Annotated in this window: 16 protein-coding genes and 1 pseudogene; 8 read left to right on the plus strand and 9 right to left on the minus strand. The window is 62.8% G+C overall.

Annotated elements, in window-relative coordinates; all coding sequences use genetic code 11:
• Nucleotides 1-40: 40 nt before the first annotated feature.
• The 7 genes from IB262_RS05510 to IB262_RS05540 all read right to left on the minus strand — a co-directional run bounded on the left by IB262_RS05510 (nucleotide 41) and on the right by IB262_RS05540 (nucleotide 6,655).
• Nucleotides 41-661, minus strand: coding sequence for a riboflavin synthase (locus IB262_RS05510; protein WP_060522164.1), 621 nt, complete (start codon nucleotides 659-661; stop codon nucleotides 41-43).
• Nucleotides 661-1,770 (minus strand): bifunctional diaminohydroxyphosphoribosylaminopyrimidine deaminase/5-amino-6-(5-phosphoribosylamino)uracil reductase RibD, encoded by a 1,110-nt coding sequence (gene ribD / locus IB262_RS05515; RefSeq protein WP_112975699.1) that lies wholly within the window; start codon nucleotides 1,768-1,770, stop codon nucleotides 661-663. Before ribD ends, IB262_RS05510 begins: the two co-directional genes overlap by 1 nt.
• An 18-nt stretch (nucleotides 1,771-1,788) precedes the next feature.
• Nucleotides 1,789-2,262: a transcriptional regulator NrdR gene (gene nrdR / locus IB262_RS05520; protein ID WP_034803756.1), complete on the minus strand. Its 474-nt coding sequence runs from the start codon at nucleotides 2,260-2,262 to the stop codon at nucleotides 1,789-1,791.
• Nucleotides 2,263-2,272: 10 nt separating this feature from the next.
• The gene (gene glyA, locus IB262_RS05525) at nucleotides 2,273-3,568 is read right to left on the minus strand and encodes a serine hydroxymethyltransferase (RefSeq protein ID WP_034803759.1); all 1,296 of its coding nucleotides are present in this window, start codon (nucleotides 3,566-3,568) and stop codon (nucleotides 2,273-2,275) included.
• 184 nt (nucleotides 3,569-3,752) lie between these two features.
• The gene (locus tag IB262_RS05530; RefSeq protein WP_034803761.1) at nucleotides 3,753-5,081 is read right to left on the minus strand and encodes a murein L,D-transpeptidase; all 1,329 of its coding nucleotides are present in this window, start codon (nucleotides 5,079-5,081) and stop codon (nucleotides 3,753-3,755) included.
• Between the two features lie 493 nt (nucleotides 5,082-5,574).
• The gene (locus IB262_RS05535; protein WP_034803764.1) at nucleotides 5,575-6,087 is read right to left on the minus strand and encodes a MarR family winged helix-turn-helix transcriptional regulator; all 513 of its coding nucleotides are present in this window, start codon (nucleotides 6,085-6,087) and stop codon (nucleotides 5,575-5,577) included.
• Between the two features lie 130 nt (nucleotides 6,088-6,217).
• Nucleotides 6,218-6,655, minus strand: a complete 438-nt coding sequence (locus tag IB262_RS05540; protein ID WP_112975700.1) for a DUF6163 family protein — start codon at nucleotides 6,653-6,655, stop codon at nucleotides 6,218-6,220.
• On the opposite strand from IB262_RS05540, the gene IB262_RS05545 reads away from it, so the two are divergent.
• The 5 genes from IB262_RS05545 (at nucleotide 6,654) to IB262_RS05565 (ending at nucleotide 10,281) form a co-directional block, all read left to right on the plus strand.
• Nucleotides 6,654-6,842: a hypothetical protein gene (locus IB262_RS05545; protein ID WP_060522162.1), complete on the plus strand. Its 189-nt coding sequence runs from the start codon at nucleotides 6,654-6,656 to the stop codon at nucleotides 6,840-6,842. The two genes, IB262_RS05540 and IB262_RS05545, sit on opposite strands and share 2 nt — an antisense overlap.
• Nucleotides 6,839-7,855 carry a porphobilinogen synthase gene (gene hemB / locus IB262_RS05550; protein ID WP_090294563.1) on the plus strand — a complete coding sequence of 339 codons (1,017 nt, stop codon included), beginning with the start codon at nucleotides 6,839-6,841 and terminating at the stop codon, nucleotides 7,853-7,855. Before IB262_RS05545 ends, hemB begins: the two co-directional genes overlap by 4 nt.
• An 88-nt stretch (nucleotides 7,856-7,943) precedes the next feature.
• On the plus strand, nucleotides 7,944-8,408 hold the full coding sequence (locus tag IB262_RS05555) for an RDD family protein (protein WP_034803777.1): 465 nt from the start codon (nucleotides 7,944-7,946) through the stop codon (nucleotides 8,406-8,408).
• Between the two features lie 187 nt (nucleotides 8,409-8,595).
• Nucleotides 8,596-9,384, plus strand: a complete 789-nt coding sequence (locus IB262_RS05560) for an arginyltransferase (protein WP_034803779.1) — start codon at nucleotides 8,596-8,598, stop codon at nucleotides 9,382-9,384.
• A 3-nt stretch (nucleotides 9,385-9,387) separates the two neighbouring features.
• Nucleotides 9,388-10,281: a DMT family transporter gene (locus IB262_RS05565; protein WP_112975701.1), complete on the plus strand. Its 894-nt coding sequence runs from the start codon at nucleotides 9,388-9,390 to the stop codon at nucleotides 10,279-10,281.
• A 126-nt stretch (nucleotides 10,282-10,407) separates the two neighbouring features.
• On the opposite strand, the pseudogene IB262_RS05570 reads toward IB262_RS05565, so the two are convergent.
• Together IB262_RS05570 and parC are read right to left on the minus strand one after the other, a co-directional pair.
• Nucleotides 10,408-10,710: pseudogene (locus tag IB262_RS05570) on the minus strand (transcriptional regulator); the annotation flags it as partial.
• Nucleotides 10,711-10,874: 164 nt separating this feature from the next.
• Nucleotides 10,875-13,151 carry a DNA topoisomerase IV subunit A gene (gene parC / locus IB262_RS05575; protein WP_112771269.1) on the minus strand — a complete coding sequence of 759 codons (2,277 nt, stop codon included), beginning with the start codon at nucleotides 13,149-13,151 and terminating at the stop codon, nucleotides 10,875-10,877.
• Nucleotides 13,152-13,597: 446 nt separating this feature from the next.
• Between parC and IB262_RS05580 the strand changes: the two genes are divergently transcribed.
• From IB262_RS05580 to IB262_RS05590, 3 genes are all read left to right on the plus strand, one after another.
• On the plus strand, nucleotides 13,598-14,797 hold the full coding sequence (locus tag IB262_RS05580; RefSeq protein ID WP_034803785.1) for a hypothetical protein: 1,200 nt from the start codon (nucleotides 13,598-13,600) through the stop codon (nucleotides 14,795-14,797).
• Between the two features lie 584 nt (nucleotides 14,798-15,381).
• Nucleotides 15,382-16,710: a cytochrome P450 gene (locus IB262_RS05585; RefSeq protein ID WP_226020675.1), complete on the plus strand. Its 1,329-nt coding sequence runs from the start codon at nucleotides 15,382-15,384 to the stop codon at nucleotides 16,708-16,710.
• Nucleotides 16,697-17,704, plus strand: a complete 1,008-nt coding sequence (locus IB262_RS05590; protein ID WP_192493471.1) for a lipid A biosynthesis lauroyl acyltransferase — start codon at nucleotides 16,697-16,699, stop codon at nucleotides 17,702-17,704. Before IB262_RS05585 ends, IB262_RS05590 begins: the two co-directional genes overlap by 14 nt.
• Nucleotides 17,705-17,714 lie beyond the last annotated feature (10 nt).

Here is a 17,714-nt window from a genome sequence, read left to right on the forward strand (position 1 = left end):
GATTGGGGGCGGTTTGCATTCGGCAAAAGAGGAAGTCGGCTTACTCCGGCTTTGGTGCCGGGAATTCGGCGAGGCGCGCCGCATAACGCGCCATGGTGTCCACCTCGAAGTTGACGAAATCGCCGGCCTTGCGCTCACCCCAGGTCGTGACCTCCAGCGAATGGCGGATCAGGAGCACGTCGAACTCGGCGCCGGCGACCTTGTTGACCGTCAGCGACGTGCCGTCGAGCGCGACCGATCCCTTCGGCGCGACGAATTTCGCCAGATGCTCAGGCGCCCGCAGACGAAAGCGCACAGCGTCGCCTTCCGCTTCCACCGACAGAATTTCCGCCTTGTCGTCGACATGGCCGGAAACCAGGTGGCCGCCGAGCTCGTCGCCGATCTTCAGCGAGCGCTCGAGATTGATGCGCGTTCCCTTGGTCCAGCCGGCGATCGTCGTCAGGCGGAGCGCCTCTTCCCAGGCCTCGACCTCGAACCAGCGCTCGTTACTGCCGGCTTCAGGCAAAGCCGTCACCGTCAAGCACACGCCGGAATGGGCGATCGAGGCGCCCATGTCGATGGTCTTCGGGTCGTAGCTCGTGGCGACACGCAGCTTGATGCCTTCTTTCAGCGGGGTGACGGCGTCGACGGTGCCGATATCGGTAACAATGCCTGTGAACATCAGTTTTCTCTTTCGTATTCCTCGAACAGATCGCCGCCATACCGTGCCTCGGCGACGCGCCGGAAGCCTGCCGGCACGGACTTACGGTCAAATGGGGATGCAATGCCGTTTTCGCCAATGGTCCCCGGTCCGGTGTAGAGCTGGATACGGTCGACCAGATCAGCATCGAGAAAGGCGCGTGCAGCCACAGCACCGCCTTCGACCATCAGCGAGGAGATACCGCGGGAAGCGAGTGCCGCAAGAAGGTCGGCGATCGAGCCGGCTTCGAGCACCTCGACACCGGCGGCCTCGAGGGCCGCCTTGCGTACTGCTCGGCCGTCATCAACGTCCGCATCCGCATCGCCGGATCCGTCGCTGGAGACCACGATGACGGGGACCTCCCGCGCCGTTAACACCAGTTTGGAGGAAAGCGGCAGGTCGAGCCGGCGGTCGAGAACGATGCGCAACGGCGAGCGATGTTCGAGCCCCGGCAAGCGCACGGTCAGTTCCGGATCGTCAGCCGCAGCCGTGCCGATCCCGACCAGGATCGCGTCGGTCTCCGCGCGCAGCATCTGTACCTGCCCGCGCGAAATCGGACCGGTGATGCGCACTTGCCCCTCGCCCTTGCGGCCAATCATGCCATCGGCCGAAACCGCAAGCTTGAGAGTCACATAAGGTCTCTTGCTGACCTGGCGCATGAGGTAGGCTTCAAGCGCGTGATGCCCTTCCTCGGGGAGCACACCGATATCGACGGTGATGCCAGCATCGCGCAGGCGCACGACGCCACGCCCGGCAACCCGCACGTCCGGATCGAGGATCGAAATCACCACGCGGGATATGCCGGAGGCGACAAGTGCATCGGCGCAAGGCGGCGTCTTGCCGTGATGGGAGCAAGGCTCCAGCGTCACATAGGCCGTAGCACCCCTCGCCTTCGCACCGGCCTCCGTCAGTGCCTGGGTTTCGGCATGCGGGCGGCCGCTCCGCGCGGTTACGGCCCGGCCGACGATAACGCCGTCCTTGACGATCAGGCAGGCGACGGAGGGATTGGTGGATGTCTGTCCGAGATGGTGGCGAGCCAGCCTCAGCGCCGCGGCCATGAACCTCTCGTCTTCACGGTTGGGCGCTGTCATGGCTCTATCCAGCGTAATCTACTCGCCGGGATCGCGCGCGATCTTGGCGCTGATCTCGGTGATGACCTTCTCAAAATCCTCCGCATGGGAGAAATCGCGATAGACCGAAGCGTAGCGCACGAAGGCCACGTCATCGAGGCTCTTCAGCGCTTCGAGCACCTGCAGGCCGATTTCTTCCGAAGGGATCTCGGTCTCGCCGGAGCTTTCGAGGCGACGGACGATGCCGGAAACAGCCCGCTCGATGCGGTCGCGATCGACCGGGCGCTTGCGCAGCGCAATCTCGAAGGACCGGAGAAGCTTGTCCCGGTCGAAAGGAACCTTCCGACCGGTTTTCTTGATGATCATCAGTTCACGCAACTGCACCCGTTCGAAGGTCGTGAAACGACCTCCGCAATCCGGACAAATCCGGCGGCGGCGAATGGCATTCCCGTCCTCTGCCGGACGGGAATCCTTCACCTGACTGTCTTCAGAACCGCAATAGGGGCAGCGCATGGGCGACCGATCACATGTAGCCGTACATCGGGAAGCGGTCGGTCAGCTTGATGACCTTGTCGCGAACGCCGGCTTCGACGGCGGCATTGCCCTCGTCGGAGTTGGCGACCTTCAGGCCGTCAAGAACCTCGACGATCCGCTCGCCGATTTCCTTGAACTCGGCTTCCTTGAAGCCACGGGTCGTGCCGGCGGGCGTGCCGAGACGGACACCCGAGGTGACGAAGGGCTTTTCAGGATCAAACGGAATGCCGTTCTTGTTGCAGGTGATGAAGGCACGGCCAAGGGCGGCTTCCGCGCGCTTGCCGGTTGCGTTCTTCTTGCGCAGGTCGACGAGCATCAGGTGGTTGTCCGTGCCGCCCGATACGATGTCGAGACCGTTGGCCTTCAGCGTTTCGGCGAGCGTGCGGGCGTTCTTGACGACCTGAGCCGCATAGTCCTTGAACGACGGCTGTAGCGCTTCGCCGAGTGCCACGGCCTTGGCGGCGATGACGTGCATCAGCGGACCGCCCTGGAGACCCGGGAAGACGGCCGAGTTGATCTTCTTGGCGATATCTTCGTCGTTGGTCAGAATCATGCCGCCGCGCGGGCCGCGGAGCGACTTGTGCGTCGTCGTCGTTGCAACGTGGCAATGCGGGAACGGCGACGGATGCTGGCCACCGGCAACGAGACCGGCGATGTGCGCCATGTCGACCATCAGCCAGGCGCCGACTTCGTCTGCGATCTCGCGGAAGCGCTTCCAGTCCCAGATGCGCGAGTAAGCGGTGCCGCCGGCGATGATCAGCTTCGGCTTGTGCTTGCGCGCCTGCTCGGCGACGTTGTCCATGTCGAGCAGGTGATCGTCTTCACGCACGCCGTAAGAGACGACGTTGAACCACTTGCCGGACATGTTGACCGGCGAACCGTGCGTCAGGTGACCGCCCGAGTTGAGGTCGAGGCCCATGAAGGTGTCACCCGGCTGCAGGAGCGCCAGGAACACGGCCTGGTTCATCTGCGAACCGGAGTTCGGCTGAACGTTGGCGAAGTTGACGCCGAAGAGCTTCTTGGCGCGCTCGATCGCCAACTCCTCGGCGATGTCGACGAACTGGCAGCCGCCGTAGTAGCGCTTGCCCGGGTAGCCCTCGGCATATTTGTTGGTCATGATCGAGCCCTGGGCTTCGAGCACGGCGCGGGAAACGATGTTCTCGGAGGCGATCAGCTCGATCTCGTGGCGCTGGCGACCCAGCTCCTTTTCGATCGCACCGAAGATGTCCGGATCGCTGTCGGCCAGAGAGCGGGTGAAGAAGGCGTCATTCGTCTGTGCAGTCATCGGCGCGAGGCTCCTCTCAAGGGTGGCAGTTCTTTAGCTTCCTCGCACGGCGAGAGCAATATCCGCTGTGCGGTTTGCGTCATTTCCCCCATCTGCCGCGCCGAAATATCGCGGCGCTCAACCCATGAAAAAGCCGCGCTCCCAAGGGAAGCGCGGCTCGAAGAACTCCGTGTCGCAAATTCGCTTATTGCGGCAAGGCGTCCTGGTCGACCGAGCCGGGCGACTGCTCGACGCCATAGGGGGTCTGCAGCGCCAGTTCGGTGGCACCGTCGCGCTGATAGATATCGTCGCGGAACTGCACGACGCCGTCCTTGGCGGACCAGGCGGTGATGTAGGTGAAGAAAACAGGGACTTCCTCGGCGAGCGTGATCGGCGTGTTGACGCCGGTCTTGATGGTCGCCTCGATCTGCTGGCGCGACCAGCCGGGCGTTTCCTTCAGAAGCCAGGTCGAAAGATCGCGCACGTTCTGTACGCGCACGCAGCCCGACGATTCGAAGCGCATCAGCTTGTTGAACAGGCCCTGCTGCGGCGTGTCGTGCATGTAGACCTGATGCTCGTTGTGGAAGTTGATCTTCGTCGACGACATCGCGTTGATCTTGCCCGGGTCCTGGCGGAACATCAGGTTCGGTGCCTTCTCGGCGTTCCAGTCGACGGTTTCCGGCGACACTTCGCCGCCGCTGCCATCAAACAGGCGGATCGAGTTGCGCGCCAGATAGGTCGGATCCTTACGCATCAGCGGCATGATATCCTTCTGGATGATCGAGCGCGGCGCGGTCCAGTAGGGGTTGAGGATGACCTCGTAAATCTTCGAGTTGAGGATCGGCGACTGGCGGTCGATCTTGCCGACGATCGCCGTGTGGCGCAGCGCCACGCGGCCGTTCTCGACCGCTTCGATGTAGGCCGCAGGGATGTTGACCATCACGTAGCGGCGGCCGAGGTCGCCCGACATCGACTGCAGGCGCACGAGGTTGGTCTGGAGCTGGCCGAGGCGGGTGTTGGCGTCGACATTGATCGCCTTCAGCGTGTATTCGCCGATGACGCCGTCCGCCGGCAGGCCGTGGCGGGCCTGGAAGCGCTTGACCGCGCCTTCGACGTAGCTGTCGAAGGACGAGGAGATGCCGGCCGAACGCGGCAGGTCGCCGGAAACCATCAGGCGCTGGCGGAGCTGCTGCACGGACGGATCGGTGACGCCGAGTTCAAGCTTGACGCTGGTCTGGACCGACGGCCAGCCGCCCTGGGACACGATGTTCTGATAGTCGAAGATCGCTTGCTGCACATGGGCGATCGTTTCCGGGCCGAAAACCGGCGTGTTCGAAACGACCGTCGTCGCGGTTCGCGATGCCCCTTTCGCGTCAAACTGGTCGTCCCAGGAGCCGCGGCGAGGCGAATTGATGATCTCGTTCAGGGCGTCCTGTGCGCTTGCCGCGCCGGCGACTGCCACGGCGCCGAAGGTCGCTGCCGAGCGCAAGAAGGCGCGGCGCGAGAATGCATCAATTCCATTCTTTTTCGACATAATCCTACCATCCCAATGCGTCGGCACGCGCCCTATGCGCTGACACGCACGTTGCCGGAGCCCTAACACGATCGTGGTTAACAAAGGTCAACCAACGAGCCACCCTGCCCTCACATGTCTTCACGATGCCGCGAGTGAGGACCCTCATCCGGCAGGCGAAACGCGAAACGAATCCACACGCAAGAAAACACGTGGGCGCACCTACCGCATGCCGTCGTCGCTGTCATAGCAATATGGCCAATTCGTGTCTCGGCGCGAGCGAACGGCGACATGGCATGCCTTTTGCTTTTCGCTGGACGCGACTGGGTTGCAGCCGAACCGGAAACGGCAACATTCTGATTTACTAATGTTTTTGGTTTGAAAAATCACGCGAACGCGAGGAAAGCGTGCCGCAGCGGTGCAGCTTTTCGGCAACAGAACGGGGTGCCGCAAATGGCAAAGGTCGGACACGCAGGGATTGCGCCCGACCCTTGAACTGGAGGTTTTGGCCTGATTACAGGCGATACATGATCGAGTCGTTCCAGAAGCGATCGAGGCGCTGCAAGAGCTTGTTCATCTGGGTGAACTCGTCCGAGCCGATGCCGCCGACCTTCTGGATCGAGCCGACGTGGCGCTCGTAGAGTTTGGCAACGGTTTCGGCGATTTCCTGGCCGTCTTCCGTCAGGCTGATGCGGACCGAGCGGCGGTCGACGCGGGAGCGCTGGTGGTTGATCAGGCCGAGATCGACGAGCTTCTTGACGTTGTAGGAGACGTTCGAGCCGAGGTAGTAGCCGCGGGAGCGAAGTTCGCCGGCGGTCAGTTCCGAGTTGCCGATGTTGAAGAGCAACAGGGCCTGAACGGCGTTGACGTCGCTGCGACCTTCGCGGTCGAACTCGTCCTTGATGACGTCGAGCAGGCGGCGGTGCAGACGCTCGACGAGGTGAAGGGATTCCATATAGAGACCGCGGATGGTTTCTTCCTGGGGGTCTCGGGGCTGAACTGCCTGCGGCTTCATCTTGGTGTTCATTTGACTGCCTCACTGTTTTGTTTGGCGGTGTCTGTTTGTCTTCCCGCCTTGAGTGAGACCCTATCGAATACGTCTAAAATTCTACTTAAACCGCAGCCTTAACAAGAGCTTGCCATTTGGCGACCCTGTCTCAGGGTGAATCAACCCTTACCTGCCTGGCGAGCCGCCAGCGCTGGTAGAAGATCGCCGCGCGGAAAAGAACAAAGGTAACGGCAACCGCCGCATGCAGCATGACCAGCAGCGGACGGCCGCCGAAACCGGCCGGATAGAACTCGTACATCACGATCTCGATGGCTGCCGCAACCACCCAGACGACCGGCCCCCAGGAGACCAGCAGCCACAGGCCGAGGGCGGCGACCGGATAGATGACTGCAAGTGCGGTTGCGGCCGCCCGCCACTCCGGCGTCAGGAGATCGAAGCGTCCGGCGCCGCCATGGGAAAACCCGATCAGCATGGCCCAGTAGTTCAGCGCGAACCAGATGCATGAAGCGGAGACCAGACGCAGAAACAGACCGAAGAGGATCTCGGTCAGCGACGGTTTCGGCACATGGGCAGAATCATGAAGCATGGCCGGCAAGATAGGGCGGGTCTTTGCCATCCGCCAGCGGCATCGCGCCGTCCCCTCCCCCATGGCTCCTCTTAAAGAGAAGAAATGCCGCAGCCCGTTCGCCGGCCGCGCGGTTCCCAATGGCGGCCAGCCCATGATAAAGCGCTTGGCTATCGACGATTTTCACGGGAAAGGCGCGGCGCGATGAACGACAGGACAAATCTTGTGGACAGGGTCACCGGCCATCGCCGCATGCGCCGCAACCGCAAGGCCGACTGGACGCGCCGGCTGGTGCAGGAGAACCGCCTGACCGTCGACGACCTGATCTGGCCGATCTTCATCGTGCCGGGCGAGAACATCATCCAGCCGATCGACGCGATGCCGGGCGTCAACCGCATGAGCATCGACAAGGCGGTCGAAGCGGTGAAGGAAGCGGCCGATCTCGGCATCCCGGCGATCGCCACCTTCCCCAACATCGACCTGTCGCTGCGCGACGATACCGGCTCCAACAGTCTTGCCGCCGACAACCTGATCAACCAGGCGACGCGCGCCTTCAAGAAAGCCGTGCCTGAGATCGGCATCATCACCGACGTCGCGCTCGACCCCTTCACCAGCCACGGCCATGACGGCATCCTGCGCAATGGCGAGATCGTCAACGACGAGACGGTCGAGACGATCGCAAGGGCGGCCGTCGCCCAGGCGGATGCCGGCTCCGATATCATCGCCCCCTCCGACATGATGGACGGACGCATCGGCGCCATCCGCCAGGCGCTCGACGCTCACGGCCACCAGAATGTCGGCATCATGTCCTATGCGACGAAGTTCGCCTCCGGCTTCTACGGTCCCTATCGCGAGGCGATCGGCACCGGCGGCCTTCTGAAAGGCGACAAGAAGACCTATTACATCGACCCGGCCAACGGCACCGAAGCGATCCGCGACGCAGCCCTCGACGTCGAGGAAGGCGCCGACATGCTGATGGTGAAGCCAGGCCTTCCCTATCTCGACATCTGCTGGCGGATGAAGGAAGCCTTTGGCCTGCCGGTCTTTGCCTATCAGGTGTCCGGCGAGTATTCGCAGGTGAAGGCGGCGGCGGCCAACGGCTGGATCGATGGCGAGAAGGTGATGCTCGAAACGCTGCTCGCCTTCAAGCGCGCCGGCTGCGACGGCATCCTCAGCTACTTCGCGGTCGAAGTGGCCCGCATTCTCGCCAAAGGCCGCTGAAACGTACCGCTTGATCCCGGCTCCGATCCTTGTTTTGCAGGGAATGCCATCCCATATCCTTGCTGTAACCAAACGAGGCTTTTGACCGATGACCATGCACAACGAAGAACTGAGGCTGCCGAGCAATGACTGGCGCGCCTATCAGGGCGTGCTGTCGCGACGCGTCTTTGCCTTTCTGCTCGATTACGCGATCATCGCGCTCCTCTGGATCCCCGCGGCGGTCGTCGTCTTCTTCCTCGGCATCTTGACGCTCGGCCTCGGCTTCATGCTTTATCCGGCGCTCTTTGCAATCGTCGCCATGCTCTATTTCGGCCTGACGGTCGGTGGCCGCGAACAGGCCTCTCCCGGTATGCGCTTGATGGGCCTGGCGATTGCTCGAACTGATGGACGCCCGATGGACTTCCTGACGGCGATCGTCCACCTCGTCATCTTCTGGATCGCCAACGCGCTGCTGACGCCGCTGATCCTGCTGATCGGCCTTTTCACCGACCGCAGCCGCCTGCTGCACGACCTGCTGATCGGTACCGTCACGGTGCGCCGCGACATGTATTGAAACCGGCGCAGGCATAGAGCTGAAAGCGTAAGGCGGTGTTTTCCGCCTCACCGCCGCCACCTATTGTGGTCACCACTAAAATATCGGCCGGCGCAGGCGGAAGCGGCAAACGAGTGAGTTGACGTTTTCCATTCTTGCGCCATGCTACTGTCATGAACCACAGCGCGAAGAGTGACCTCCGCACTCGATGAACACACAGACCGCACCGTCTCCGCAATTTTATCTGACTGCGCCGGCAGCCTGCCCTTATCTGCCGAACGAGATGGAGCGGAAGGTTTTCACCCACATGGTGGGCGAGCGCGCGCCCGAGCTCAATGATCTCCTGACGCAAGGCGGCTTCCGACGCTCGCAGAACATCGCCTATCGCCCGGCTTGCGAGACCTGCCGCGCCTGTATTTCGGTGCGCATCCTCGCCAACGAGTTCAAGCCCACCCGTTCCATGCGCCGGGTGCTTGCCGCCAATCACGACGTGATCTCGGCGGAATATCCGGCCGAGCCGTCGAGCGAACAGTACAACCTCTTCCGCCGATACCTCGACCGACGCCACCAGAAGGGCGGCATGTCGGACATGTCGGTGCTCGACTATGCGATGATGGTCGAGGACACCCATGTGCACACCAAGATTATCGAGTATCGCCTGAGGGTGGAAGGCGACGGCGTCAGCGAGAAGGCACGCGGGCCGCTGATCGCTGCGGCGCTCACCGACCGCATGGGCGACGGACTGTCGATGGTCTACTCCTTCTTCGACCCGACGCAGGAAGAGCGGTCGCTCGGCACCTTCATGATTCTCGATCACATTCGCCGCGCCCGGGAGCGCGGCCTTCCCCACGTCTATCTCGGCTACTGGGTGAAAGGCTCGCGCAAGATGGGATATAAAACAAAGTTTTTGCCGCAAGAGCACCTCATGGCCCGTGGCTGGGAGCGCTATGAAGGCGGAGACACCACCCTGGAAGCCGCTCCTACGAAAACGGGTTAGAAATTGAGTTCATCTTCCGATGCCGCGATCCGGCGCGGCCTTGCCATCACCGGCCTCGGCGGCCTTGCCCTCTCCTTCGACATTCCGCTCATCCGATCCGCCGGCGGCGACGTCTGGTCGCTGCTCGCCGTGCGCAGCCTGTCGACTTTCGTGATCGCGCTCGGCGCCTGGTTCGTACTCAACCGGGTGCTCGGCCGGAAGATTTCGCTGCTGCCGGGCAAGACCGGCCTTTTGGTCGGCGTCTTCTACGGAATCAATTCCTGCACGTTCCTGCTCGCCGTCTTCAACACCTCGACGGCGAATGTGGTCTTCATCCTCGCCTTCACCTCGATGTTTGCCGCCATCCTCTCCTGGATCTTTCTGAAGGAGAGACCATCGAACGCGACGCTCGTGACCATGCTGGTCATGGTGCTCGGCGTCGGGCTGATCGTCCAGGACGGACTGGAAAGCGGTCACCTCTTCGGCGACGCCATGGCGGCATCCTCCGCCTTTCTGCTGGCAAGCGCGATTACGATCAGCCGTGCGAGCAAGCGCGACATGGCGCTGGTGCCACTGGTGACGGCGATCTTCCCGGCGGCCGTCGCTCTCCTGATGCTGCCGGCCGGCGGCTTCACGATCGCCGCCCCCGGCTACATCCTCTTCAACGGCCTGGTGATGATCCCGCTCGCCTTCTTCTGCCTTGCGACCGGGCCGCGTTATCTCTCAGCCCCGGAAGTGGGCATGTTCTATCTGCTAGAGACTATTCTCGCGCCGATCTGGGTCTGGATGGTCTTCGCTGAAACGCCGACAACGCAGACGCTGATCGGTGGCTCGATTCTCGTCTTCGCGCTGATCGGCCATTCGCTTTGGCAGTTGCGCAGCCGGTCGCTGAGAGCGGCCGTTGCCTGCGCCGAGTAACGCTGTTCAAGACTTGTCGTCGCGCTGACCGCTGGGCCGCGGACGACGCTGCTTGTGGTCGACGCCCCGATCGCGCACCGGCAGCGGCTCCTGCGGCTGTCCCAGCGAAGCCGGGCGGACGCCGGGCATCTCTACGCGCATGACCCACAGTTCGCGGTTGGTGTTGATCCAGGTGGCCGCGACGCTCAACGGCGCCGGATTGCCGATCAAGGCCTCGCCGTCGCGCCGTTTGAGGCGGGTGACGAGGCCTGCAGCCTCCAGGAGCGCGATGTGCGTCTCCAGCTCTTCGCGGGTTGCCGCGACGGCTACGGCAATATCGGCGACGCGCGCCTCACCGGCAAAAAGGATCTCGAACACCCGGCGGCGGACCGGGTGGGCAAGGGCCAGCAGGACGTCGTCAAGGGCTGTGGCATTCGGCATCGCTGTCATCCCTGTTGGACGCGCAGTGATCCATTATAGCCTTCCGGCTTACAAGCGCCAGTTGCGCCTGCGTTTCATTTGGATTTCCAATGATTTAAGAGATCGCGCCAAACTGCGCCAAAACGAAACAGGAGCCACGCGACCTCTCGACCGCATGGCTCTCCTTATCCCGGTCAGCCGCTGAACTTGCCGCTGCGCGGGAAGCCCTTCGGAACGACGCGGCCGGCAGAAGCGCGGTCGCCCTGCCATTCGATCAGTTCGTCCTTGGTCTTGGTAAAGACCCGGCCGGCGCTGTCTTCCCAGACGAGACCGTCGGCGATCGTGAAGCAGCGAATGTCGGAGATGCCGCCATCCTTGTAACGCTGCAGCCGCACGCCCTTGCCGCGCGCCATCTCGGGGATCTGGACGAGCGGGAAGACGACCAGCTTGCGGTTTTCGCCTACGACGGCCACGTGATCGCCCTTGACCGGAACGACCAGCTTCGCTTCGTCGCTGGCCGAGACGTTCATCACCTGCTTGCCCTTGCGGGTATTGGCGACGATATCGCTTTCGGTGACGACGAAGCCGTTGCCGGCAACCGAGGCGACGATGAGCTTGCGCGCCGGGTCATGAACGAAGGCCGTCAGGACGTCCTGGTCGGTCTCCATGTCGACGATGATGCGCAGCGGCTCGCCATGGCCGCGACCGCCGGGCAGCTTGTCGCCGCCGAGCGTGTAGACCTTGCCGCCTGTCGTGAAGACGAGGATCTTGTCGGTCGTCTGCGCCGGGAACGCCACCTTCAGCGCGTCACCCTCCTTGAACTGGAGCGACGACGTGTCGGAGATGTGGCCCTTCAGCGCGCGGATCCAGCCCTTCTCCGAGATGACGACGGTGATCGGTTCCTTCTCGATCATCGCCTGCTGGATCGCTTCTACGTCGGCGTCCGGCGCATCGGCAAAGGTGCTGCGGCGCTTGCCGATCTCGGTCGCCTTGGCAAACTTCTTTTTGACTTCGCCGATTTCCCAGGCGACGGTCTGCCATTGCTTTTCGTCGGAGGCGAGCAACGCCTCGATCTCGGCCTTCTCCTTCGAGAGCGCATCGAACTCGGTGCGGATCTCGAATTCCTCGAGCTTGCGCAAGGAGCGCAGGCGCATGTTGAGGATCGACTCGGCCTGGAGATCGGTGAGCGAGAACCGCTCCATCATCACCGTCTTCGGCTCATCCTCTTCGCGGATGATGCGAATGACTTCGTCGATGTTCAGATAGGCGACGAGGTAGCCGCCGAGGATTTCGAGCCGGCGGTCGATCGCGGCCAGCCGGTGGCGCGATCGGCGCTGCAGCACTTCGCGGCGATGCGCCAGCCATTCCGACAGCACTTCGTTCAGCGCCATGACCCGCGGCACGCGTCCGAGCGACAGCACATTCATGTTAAGCGGAATGCGACTTTCGAGCTCGGTCAGCTTGAACAGCGATTCCATCAGGATGCCGGCATCGACCGAACGGGTCTTCGGCACGAGGACGATGCGGATGTCTTCGGCCGATTCGTCGCGGATGTCTTCGAGCAGCGGCAGTTTGCGGGCGACCAGGAGCTCGGCAATCTTTTCGATCAGGCGGGACTTCTGCACCTGATAGGGGATTTCGGTGACGACGATCTGGTAGCCGCCGCGCCCAAGGTCTTCCTGCGCCCAGCGGGCACGAACACGGAAACCGCCGCGGCCGGTGCGGTAGGATTCGGCCATGCTTTCCCGGCCTTCGACGATCACGCCGCCAGTCGGGAAGTCGGGCCCTTCGATGCCGCCCTTTTGCGGGTTGGCCGGATCGTAAAGCAGATCCTCGACGGTCGCGTCGGGATGGCGGATGAGATGCAGCGCCGCGTCGCAGAGTTCATGCGCGTTGTGCGGCGGGATCGAGGTGGCCATGCCGACGGCGATGCCGGTCGCGCCGTTTGCGAGCAGGTTCGGGAAAGCGCCGGGGAGCACGGTCGGCTCCTGGTCTTCCTCGTTGTAGGTCGGGCGGAAATCCACCGCGTCCTGGTCGATGCCTTCCAGGAGCAGCGAGCAGACGTCCGTCATCTTCGCTTCGGTGTAACGCATCGCCGCGGCGTTATCGCCGTCGATGTTGCCGAAGTTGCCCTGGCCGTCGACCAGCGGATAGCGGATCGCGAATTCCTGCGACAGGCGCACCAGCGCGTCATAGATCGAGGCGTCGCCGTGCGGGTGGAACTTACCCATCACGTCGCCGACGATACGCGCGCATTTCTTGAACGAGGAGTTGGGGCGCAGCCCCATCTCGCTCATCGCATGCACGATACGACGATGCACGGGCTTCAGCCCGTCTCGGACGTCCGGAAGTGCGCGGTGCATGATGGTCGACAAGGCATAGGCGAGGTAACGCTCTTCCAGCGCCGCCTTGAGGTCAACCGGCTGAATGTGATCGTCCCCGCCTGACGGGGGATTGAGGCTTTGTCCCATAGGTTCTTGCTAGCGCAACAAACCCGGAACGGCAAGGTTTTCAGGGCTTGCGCTTGTGGAGAACCCCCTCGCCCCAAATAACCGGCTCTCGCACCGATCCGCTTGCCCCGGCGCAATGTTCGTGCAACGGTCGCGCCGCTATGCGTCGGAGGCTGCCGCCAGGTAACGTCCCGGAAAGCATGCCCGAGCAGGAAGATGTGCGGTTCGCCCAAGCGAATATAATTTCGCCCTGTTTCGTAATAGCTTCGGCTGGAGTTGATTTGGACGATTTGCAAGGGGGATCGCAGGACGCGCATTGGCAGACGGAACTGGCGGCCGCGCGCCGCCGACAAAGACGAATGCTGCCATGCGCCTACAGTTGACGCCCTCGCCAAGGGAACCAGATCAGCGACGCCTTATCTTCTTAAACAGCTACACAATCAAAGATTTTCACGAAGGAACTCGAAATGATGCACACGCGCAAGATCCGCCTGATGATGGCGAGCGCCGCGCTTCTCACGCTGACCGGCCCGGCCTTCGCGCTAGATGGCGCCGATTTGATGAAGAAACTCGACGCGGCGACGAACGCGAACGGCACCTCGATCACCTATGACAAGGCCGAAGTCGACGGCGACAAGGTGACGGTGACCGGCGTGAAGCTGAAGGTCGCGAGCCAGCCGGGCGACGCTGTGGACCTGAATATCGGGGACCTGACCTTTGAGGGCGTCGAGGAGACCGAAGGCGGCGGCTATTACGCCGAAACCGTTTCGTTCCCCGACGTCAATGTCAGCCAGGACGAAGGCGCCATTTCCGTCAAGGACATCCTGCTCTCCGGCCTGACGATCCCGGCCAATGCGACCGGCGGAACGATCAACGACATCATTCTCTATGAAAGCGCCAGCACCGGCCCGATCGCCGTCAGCTCCAAGGGCAAGGAAGTCTTCTCGCTCGAAAGCACCGAAGCCAACCTCGCGCGCCAGGAAAATGACGCCGGCTTCGACTTCGACGCGACCGCTTCCGGCATCAAGGCCGACCTGTCGTCGGTCGAGGACGCCAAGACCAAGGAGGCGATCGAAAAGCTCGGCCTCACCACTATCGACGGCGCCCTGACCATGAAGGGCAGCTGGGAAGTCGAAAGCGGCAATGTCGCGCTCGAAGAATATGCGCTCGACTTCAAGAATGTCGGCCGGCTGAACTTCGCTCTCGACATCTCCGGCTACACGCTTGCCTTCGTCAAATCGATGCAGGAAGCGATGAAGGCTGCCGAAGCCAATCCGAACAAGGAAGAGGCCAACCAGGCCATGGGTCTCGCCATGATGGGCCTCATGCAGCAGCTGACCTTCAACAGCGCAGAAATCCGCTTCGACGACGCCTCGATCACCAAGAAGGCGCTCGACTATGCCGGCTCGCAGCAGGGCGTGACCGGTGAGCAGATGGCACAGTCGCTGAAGGGTCTGGTGCCGATCATGATGGCGCAGCTCAACGTGCCGGAACTGCAGAACCAGGTGTCGGCTGCCGTCAACGCCTATCTCGATGGCCCGAAGAGCCTGACGATCAGCGCGGCACCGGAAAAGCCGGTTCCGTTCCCGATGATCATGGGTGCCGCCATGGGCGCGCCGAACACCATCCCGTCGGTGCTCGGCGTCAAGGTAACGGCGAACGACTAATCGTTCAGGTCTCTCCCGGCCTCAGCCGAGCCCGGGAGAAGCCGACATGACGACCAGCCTTGCGCGCCGAGACAGGCGCGCAAGGTTTGATGGCGCCGCACCGGCCTCCCATGTGGCCCACGGCATTCACTCGACGGACTTCGCCGGCCGAAAACTGCGCCGCCGCCCTCCCGTGAAAGAACAAGCATCGCCCTTACTTGCGAACCGCATAATCGGATCACGTTGCAAGCCCTTGTGGAGCACGCATCGGCTGCGGGGCTCTCTTCTTCCCGGTGAGCTATTGCTTGCACCAAGAAATTTTCACCGTAAGGCGATAGCGTTTTTCATCGAAATCGTGCATGCCACCCTCAGGCAATTCAGAATCCGACTTCCAACGAACTTGAGAGCATCTAGGCCTCGAAGGGGACGTCTCGGACTTTGTGCAAATATACAAATACATGCCCGAATATCGTCTCCACGTTACGGCAGATCGGACGTAAATGCTCGCCTGGCTCCAGCAGTCTGTAAATTTCACTGAAGAATTGTTGGAGGGGAAATTCGCCCCCGTCCGAGCTGACTACTATACGGGCCCGCCCGGTAAGCCGTTGCGGCTGCTGCTCCAGGCGCGAACGGATTTCCTGTCGATCTGGCGGGCGAGCGACTATACCGAAACGATCTCGCAGACCCGGATCCTTGGGCGGCAGATCATCGTCGTCAACTCGCCCGACCTGATCCGGCAGGTCGTCGTCAAGCGTCATGAAAACTTCGAGCGCAAGAGCCCGCAGATGCGCCGGGCACTCGAATTCCTGCTGGGCGACGGGCTGTTTATTTCGGACGGGGACACCTGGAAGCAACGCCGGCCGCTGGTGGCGGACATCGTCCACGCCAAGCGGGTCCCCTCTTTCGGGCCCGTCATGGAAAATACGACCAGCGAACTGGTCGAGCGCTGGAACCGCATGCCCGATGGCGCCGAGGTCAACGCGTTGCACGAAATGGCGGGGCTGACCGCCGAAATCATCGCGCGCAGCGTCTTCGGTAACCAGCTCGGCGACGGTAGCGCGGCGGCGGTGACCGAGGGCTTCACCAGCTACCAGTCGCTGGTCGATTCCATCAACATCGGTTACTTCCTCGGCTTTGACGACGGCCTGCCGGTGCTGCGCACGCCGAGCCTGCGTCGTTCGGTCAAGCGCATCCACGCAACCATCGACAAGGTGGTTGAGGATCACCTTGCCGGACGCGGCGACCACAATTCGATGGTCGAGCTGCTGATCCGGCGCCAGCAACGAAACCCGGAACTGAAACTCGACCTCGTCGCCTTGCGCAACGAGGCCGCGACCATCTTCATGGCCGGGCACGAGACGACGGCGGCGACGCTGACCTGGACCTGGTATCTGCTTTCGAAGGCAGGCTGGGTCGAGAAAGCCGTTCACGACGAAATCGCAAGGGTCTGCGGCGACCGGACACCGACGATCGACGACGTGCCTCAGCTCGAATGGTGCCGGGCAGTTATCGAGGAGACGCTTCGCCTCTATCCACCGGTTCCGATCCTGGCGCGGCAGACCCGCGAGGCGGATATGATCGGCGACGTTGCCGCAGAGCCGGGCTCGCTCGTGCTGATCGTGCCGTGGCTCCTTCACCGGACTGAAAGCCTCTTCCAGGATCCACACCACTTCCATCCGGAACGGTTCACCGAAGGCCGGCGCCCGACGCCCTACAGCTTCATCCCCTTTGCCAGCGGACCGCGCGTCTGCCCCGGCCTGCATTTCGGGCTGACCGAAGCGATCCTGTGCCTGGCGATCATCGCGCAGCGCTACCGGGTTCGTGTGAGCCAGCGCCACGCGGTCGAACCGATCTGCCGCCTGACCCTCAGGCCGAAGAATGGCCTGCCGGTCACCTTGCACAAGCGAGAGGCCCCGTCGCATGGCGCCGGATGATCCGCACGCGGCGCAGCCGATCGGCAAGCGCAGGGCCTGGATCTTCGCCGAGGAAAGCGCCCCGTGGCTCGCCGATGCACTGGCGGGTGGCGACAGGGCGCGGGCCTTCCGGCGCTATTGGATCACCGACAACATTTGGAACGTCGCCAACATCGCCGCCCATTTCGGCATGAAGGTGCTGCCGATGGACGCCTGCTCCAGGCTCGGGGCGGCGCTCGGTCTCTTCATGGTTCCGCGCTTCCACAAGGTGGCAACCCGCCGCGCCCGCGAAACCATCGAACAGTTGCGGCCGGACCTTGACGCCCCGCAGCGCGAGGCACTGTTTCTCGAAAACTGTCGCGCTCAGGGACGGTTGATGACGGAGTTCTCTGTCGTCAACCGATTGCAGCAGCGGCCGGAGCGGCTGAAGACCGAGGGCCTTGCACCCATCCGCGAGGCGGCAAGCCGCGGCCCAGTCATTCTCGTCGGCCTGCATCTCGGCAACTGGGAAGTGGGCACGATCGCATTCCGCAAGCTCGGCCTCCAGCCGCATGCCTTCTATGTGCCGCCCAAGGGCCGGGCCAAGGCGTGGATCGCCGGTCGGGTGCGCAGCAAGGCTGGCTTGCAGTTTCTGCCTCCGGGAATGGACGGGATCCGGCCGGCACTGAAGGTTCTGAAAGGCGGCGGCGTTGTCAGCATCTTCTGCGACGAGGGGTTCAGCGGTATGATCCGCGGGCCGTTCTTCGGCCGCCGGCCGCATCAGGAAGGCAACATCGCCATCGCCATACGGCTGGCGCGCATGACGGGCGCTACGATCTGCCCCTGGTACGGCCTTCGCACCGACGACTTCCGCTTCGAATGCACGGCCTTGCCGCCGATACGTTTGCCGGCGGAGGAGCGCCCCAATGCCCGGCTGCTGGATGACATGCAGTTGCTGAACGACACGATCGAGCCGGTCGTCCGCGCCCATCTCGACCAATGGTATTTCCTCGATAACGCGCTACGGCCGCAGTGAGCTTACTCGC

This window comes from Ensifer sp. ENS02 (assembly GCF_014851885.1).
GTDB lineage: Bacteria > Pseudomonadota > Alphaproteobacteria > Rhizobiales > Rhizobiaceae > Ensifer > Ensifer adhaerens.

Excerpts from the sequence above, each read along its gene's own strand:
- IB262_RS05510 (WP_060522164.1), bottom strand. The coding sequence starts at position 661 with ATGTTCACAGGCATTGTTACCGATATCGGCACCGTCGACGCCGTCACC.
- ribD (WP_112975699.1), bottom strand. The coding sequence starts at position 1,770 with ATGACAGCGCCCAACCGTGAAGACGAGAGGTTCATGGCCGCGGCGCTG.
- nrdR (WP_034803756.1), bottom strand. The coding sequence starts at position 2,262 with ATGCGCTGCCCCTATTGCGGTTCTGAAGACAGTCAGGTGAAGGATTCC.
- glyA (WP_034803759.1), bottom strand. The coding sequence starts at position 3,568 with ATGACTGCACAGACGAATGACGCCTTCTTCACCCGCTCTCTGGCCGAC.
- IB262_RS05530 (WP_034803761.1), bottom strand. The coding sequence starts at position 5,081 with ATGTCGAAAAAGAATGGAATTGATGCATTCTCGCGCCGCGCCTTCTTG.
- IB262_RS05535 (WP_034803764.1), bottom strand. The coding sequence starts at position 6,087 with ATGAACACCAAGATGAAGCCGCAGGCAGTTCAGCCCCGAGACCCCCAG.
- IB262_RS05545 (WP_060522162.1), top strand. The coding sequence starts at position 6,654 with ATGGCCGGCAAGATAGGGCGGGTCTTTGCCATCCGCCAGCGGCATCGC.
- IB262_RS05540 (WP_112975700.1), bottom strand. The coding sequence starts at position 6,655 with ATGCTTCATGATTCTGCCCATGTGCCGAAACCGTCGCTGACCGAGATC.
- hemB (WP_090294563.1), top strand. The coding sequence starts at position 6,839 with ATGAACGACAGGACAAATCTTGTGGACAGGGTCACCGGCCATCGCCGC.
- IB262_RS05555 (WP_034803777.1), top strand. The coding sequence starts at position 7,944 with ATGACCATGCACAACGAAGAACTGAGGCTGCCGAGCAATGACTGGCGC.
- IB262_RS05560 (WP_034803779.1), top strand. The coding sequence starts at position 8,596 with ATGAACACACAGACCGCACCGTCTCCGCAATTTTATCTGACTGCGCCG.
- parC (WP_112771269.1), bottom strand. The coding sequence starts at position 13,151 with ATGGGACAAAGCCTCAATCCCCCGTCAGGCGGGGACGATCACATTCAG.
- IB262_RS05580 (WP_034803785.1), top strand. The coding sequence starts at position 13,598 with ATGATGCACACGCGCAAGATCCGCCTGATGATGGCGAGCGCCGCGCTT.
- IB262_RS05590 (WP_192493471.1), top strand. The coding sequence starts at position 16,697 with ATGGCGCCGGATGATCCGCACGCGGCGCAGCCGATCGGCAAGCGCAGG.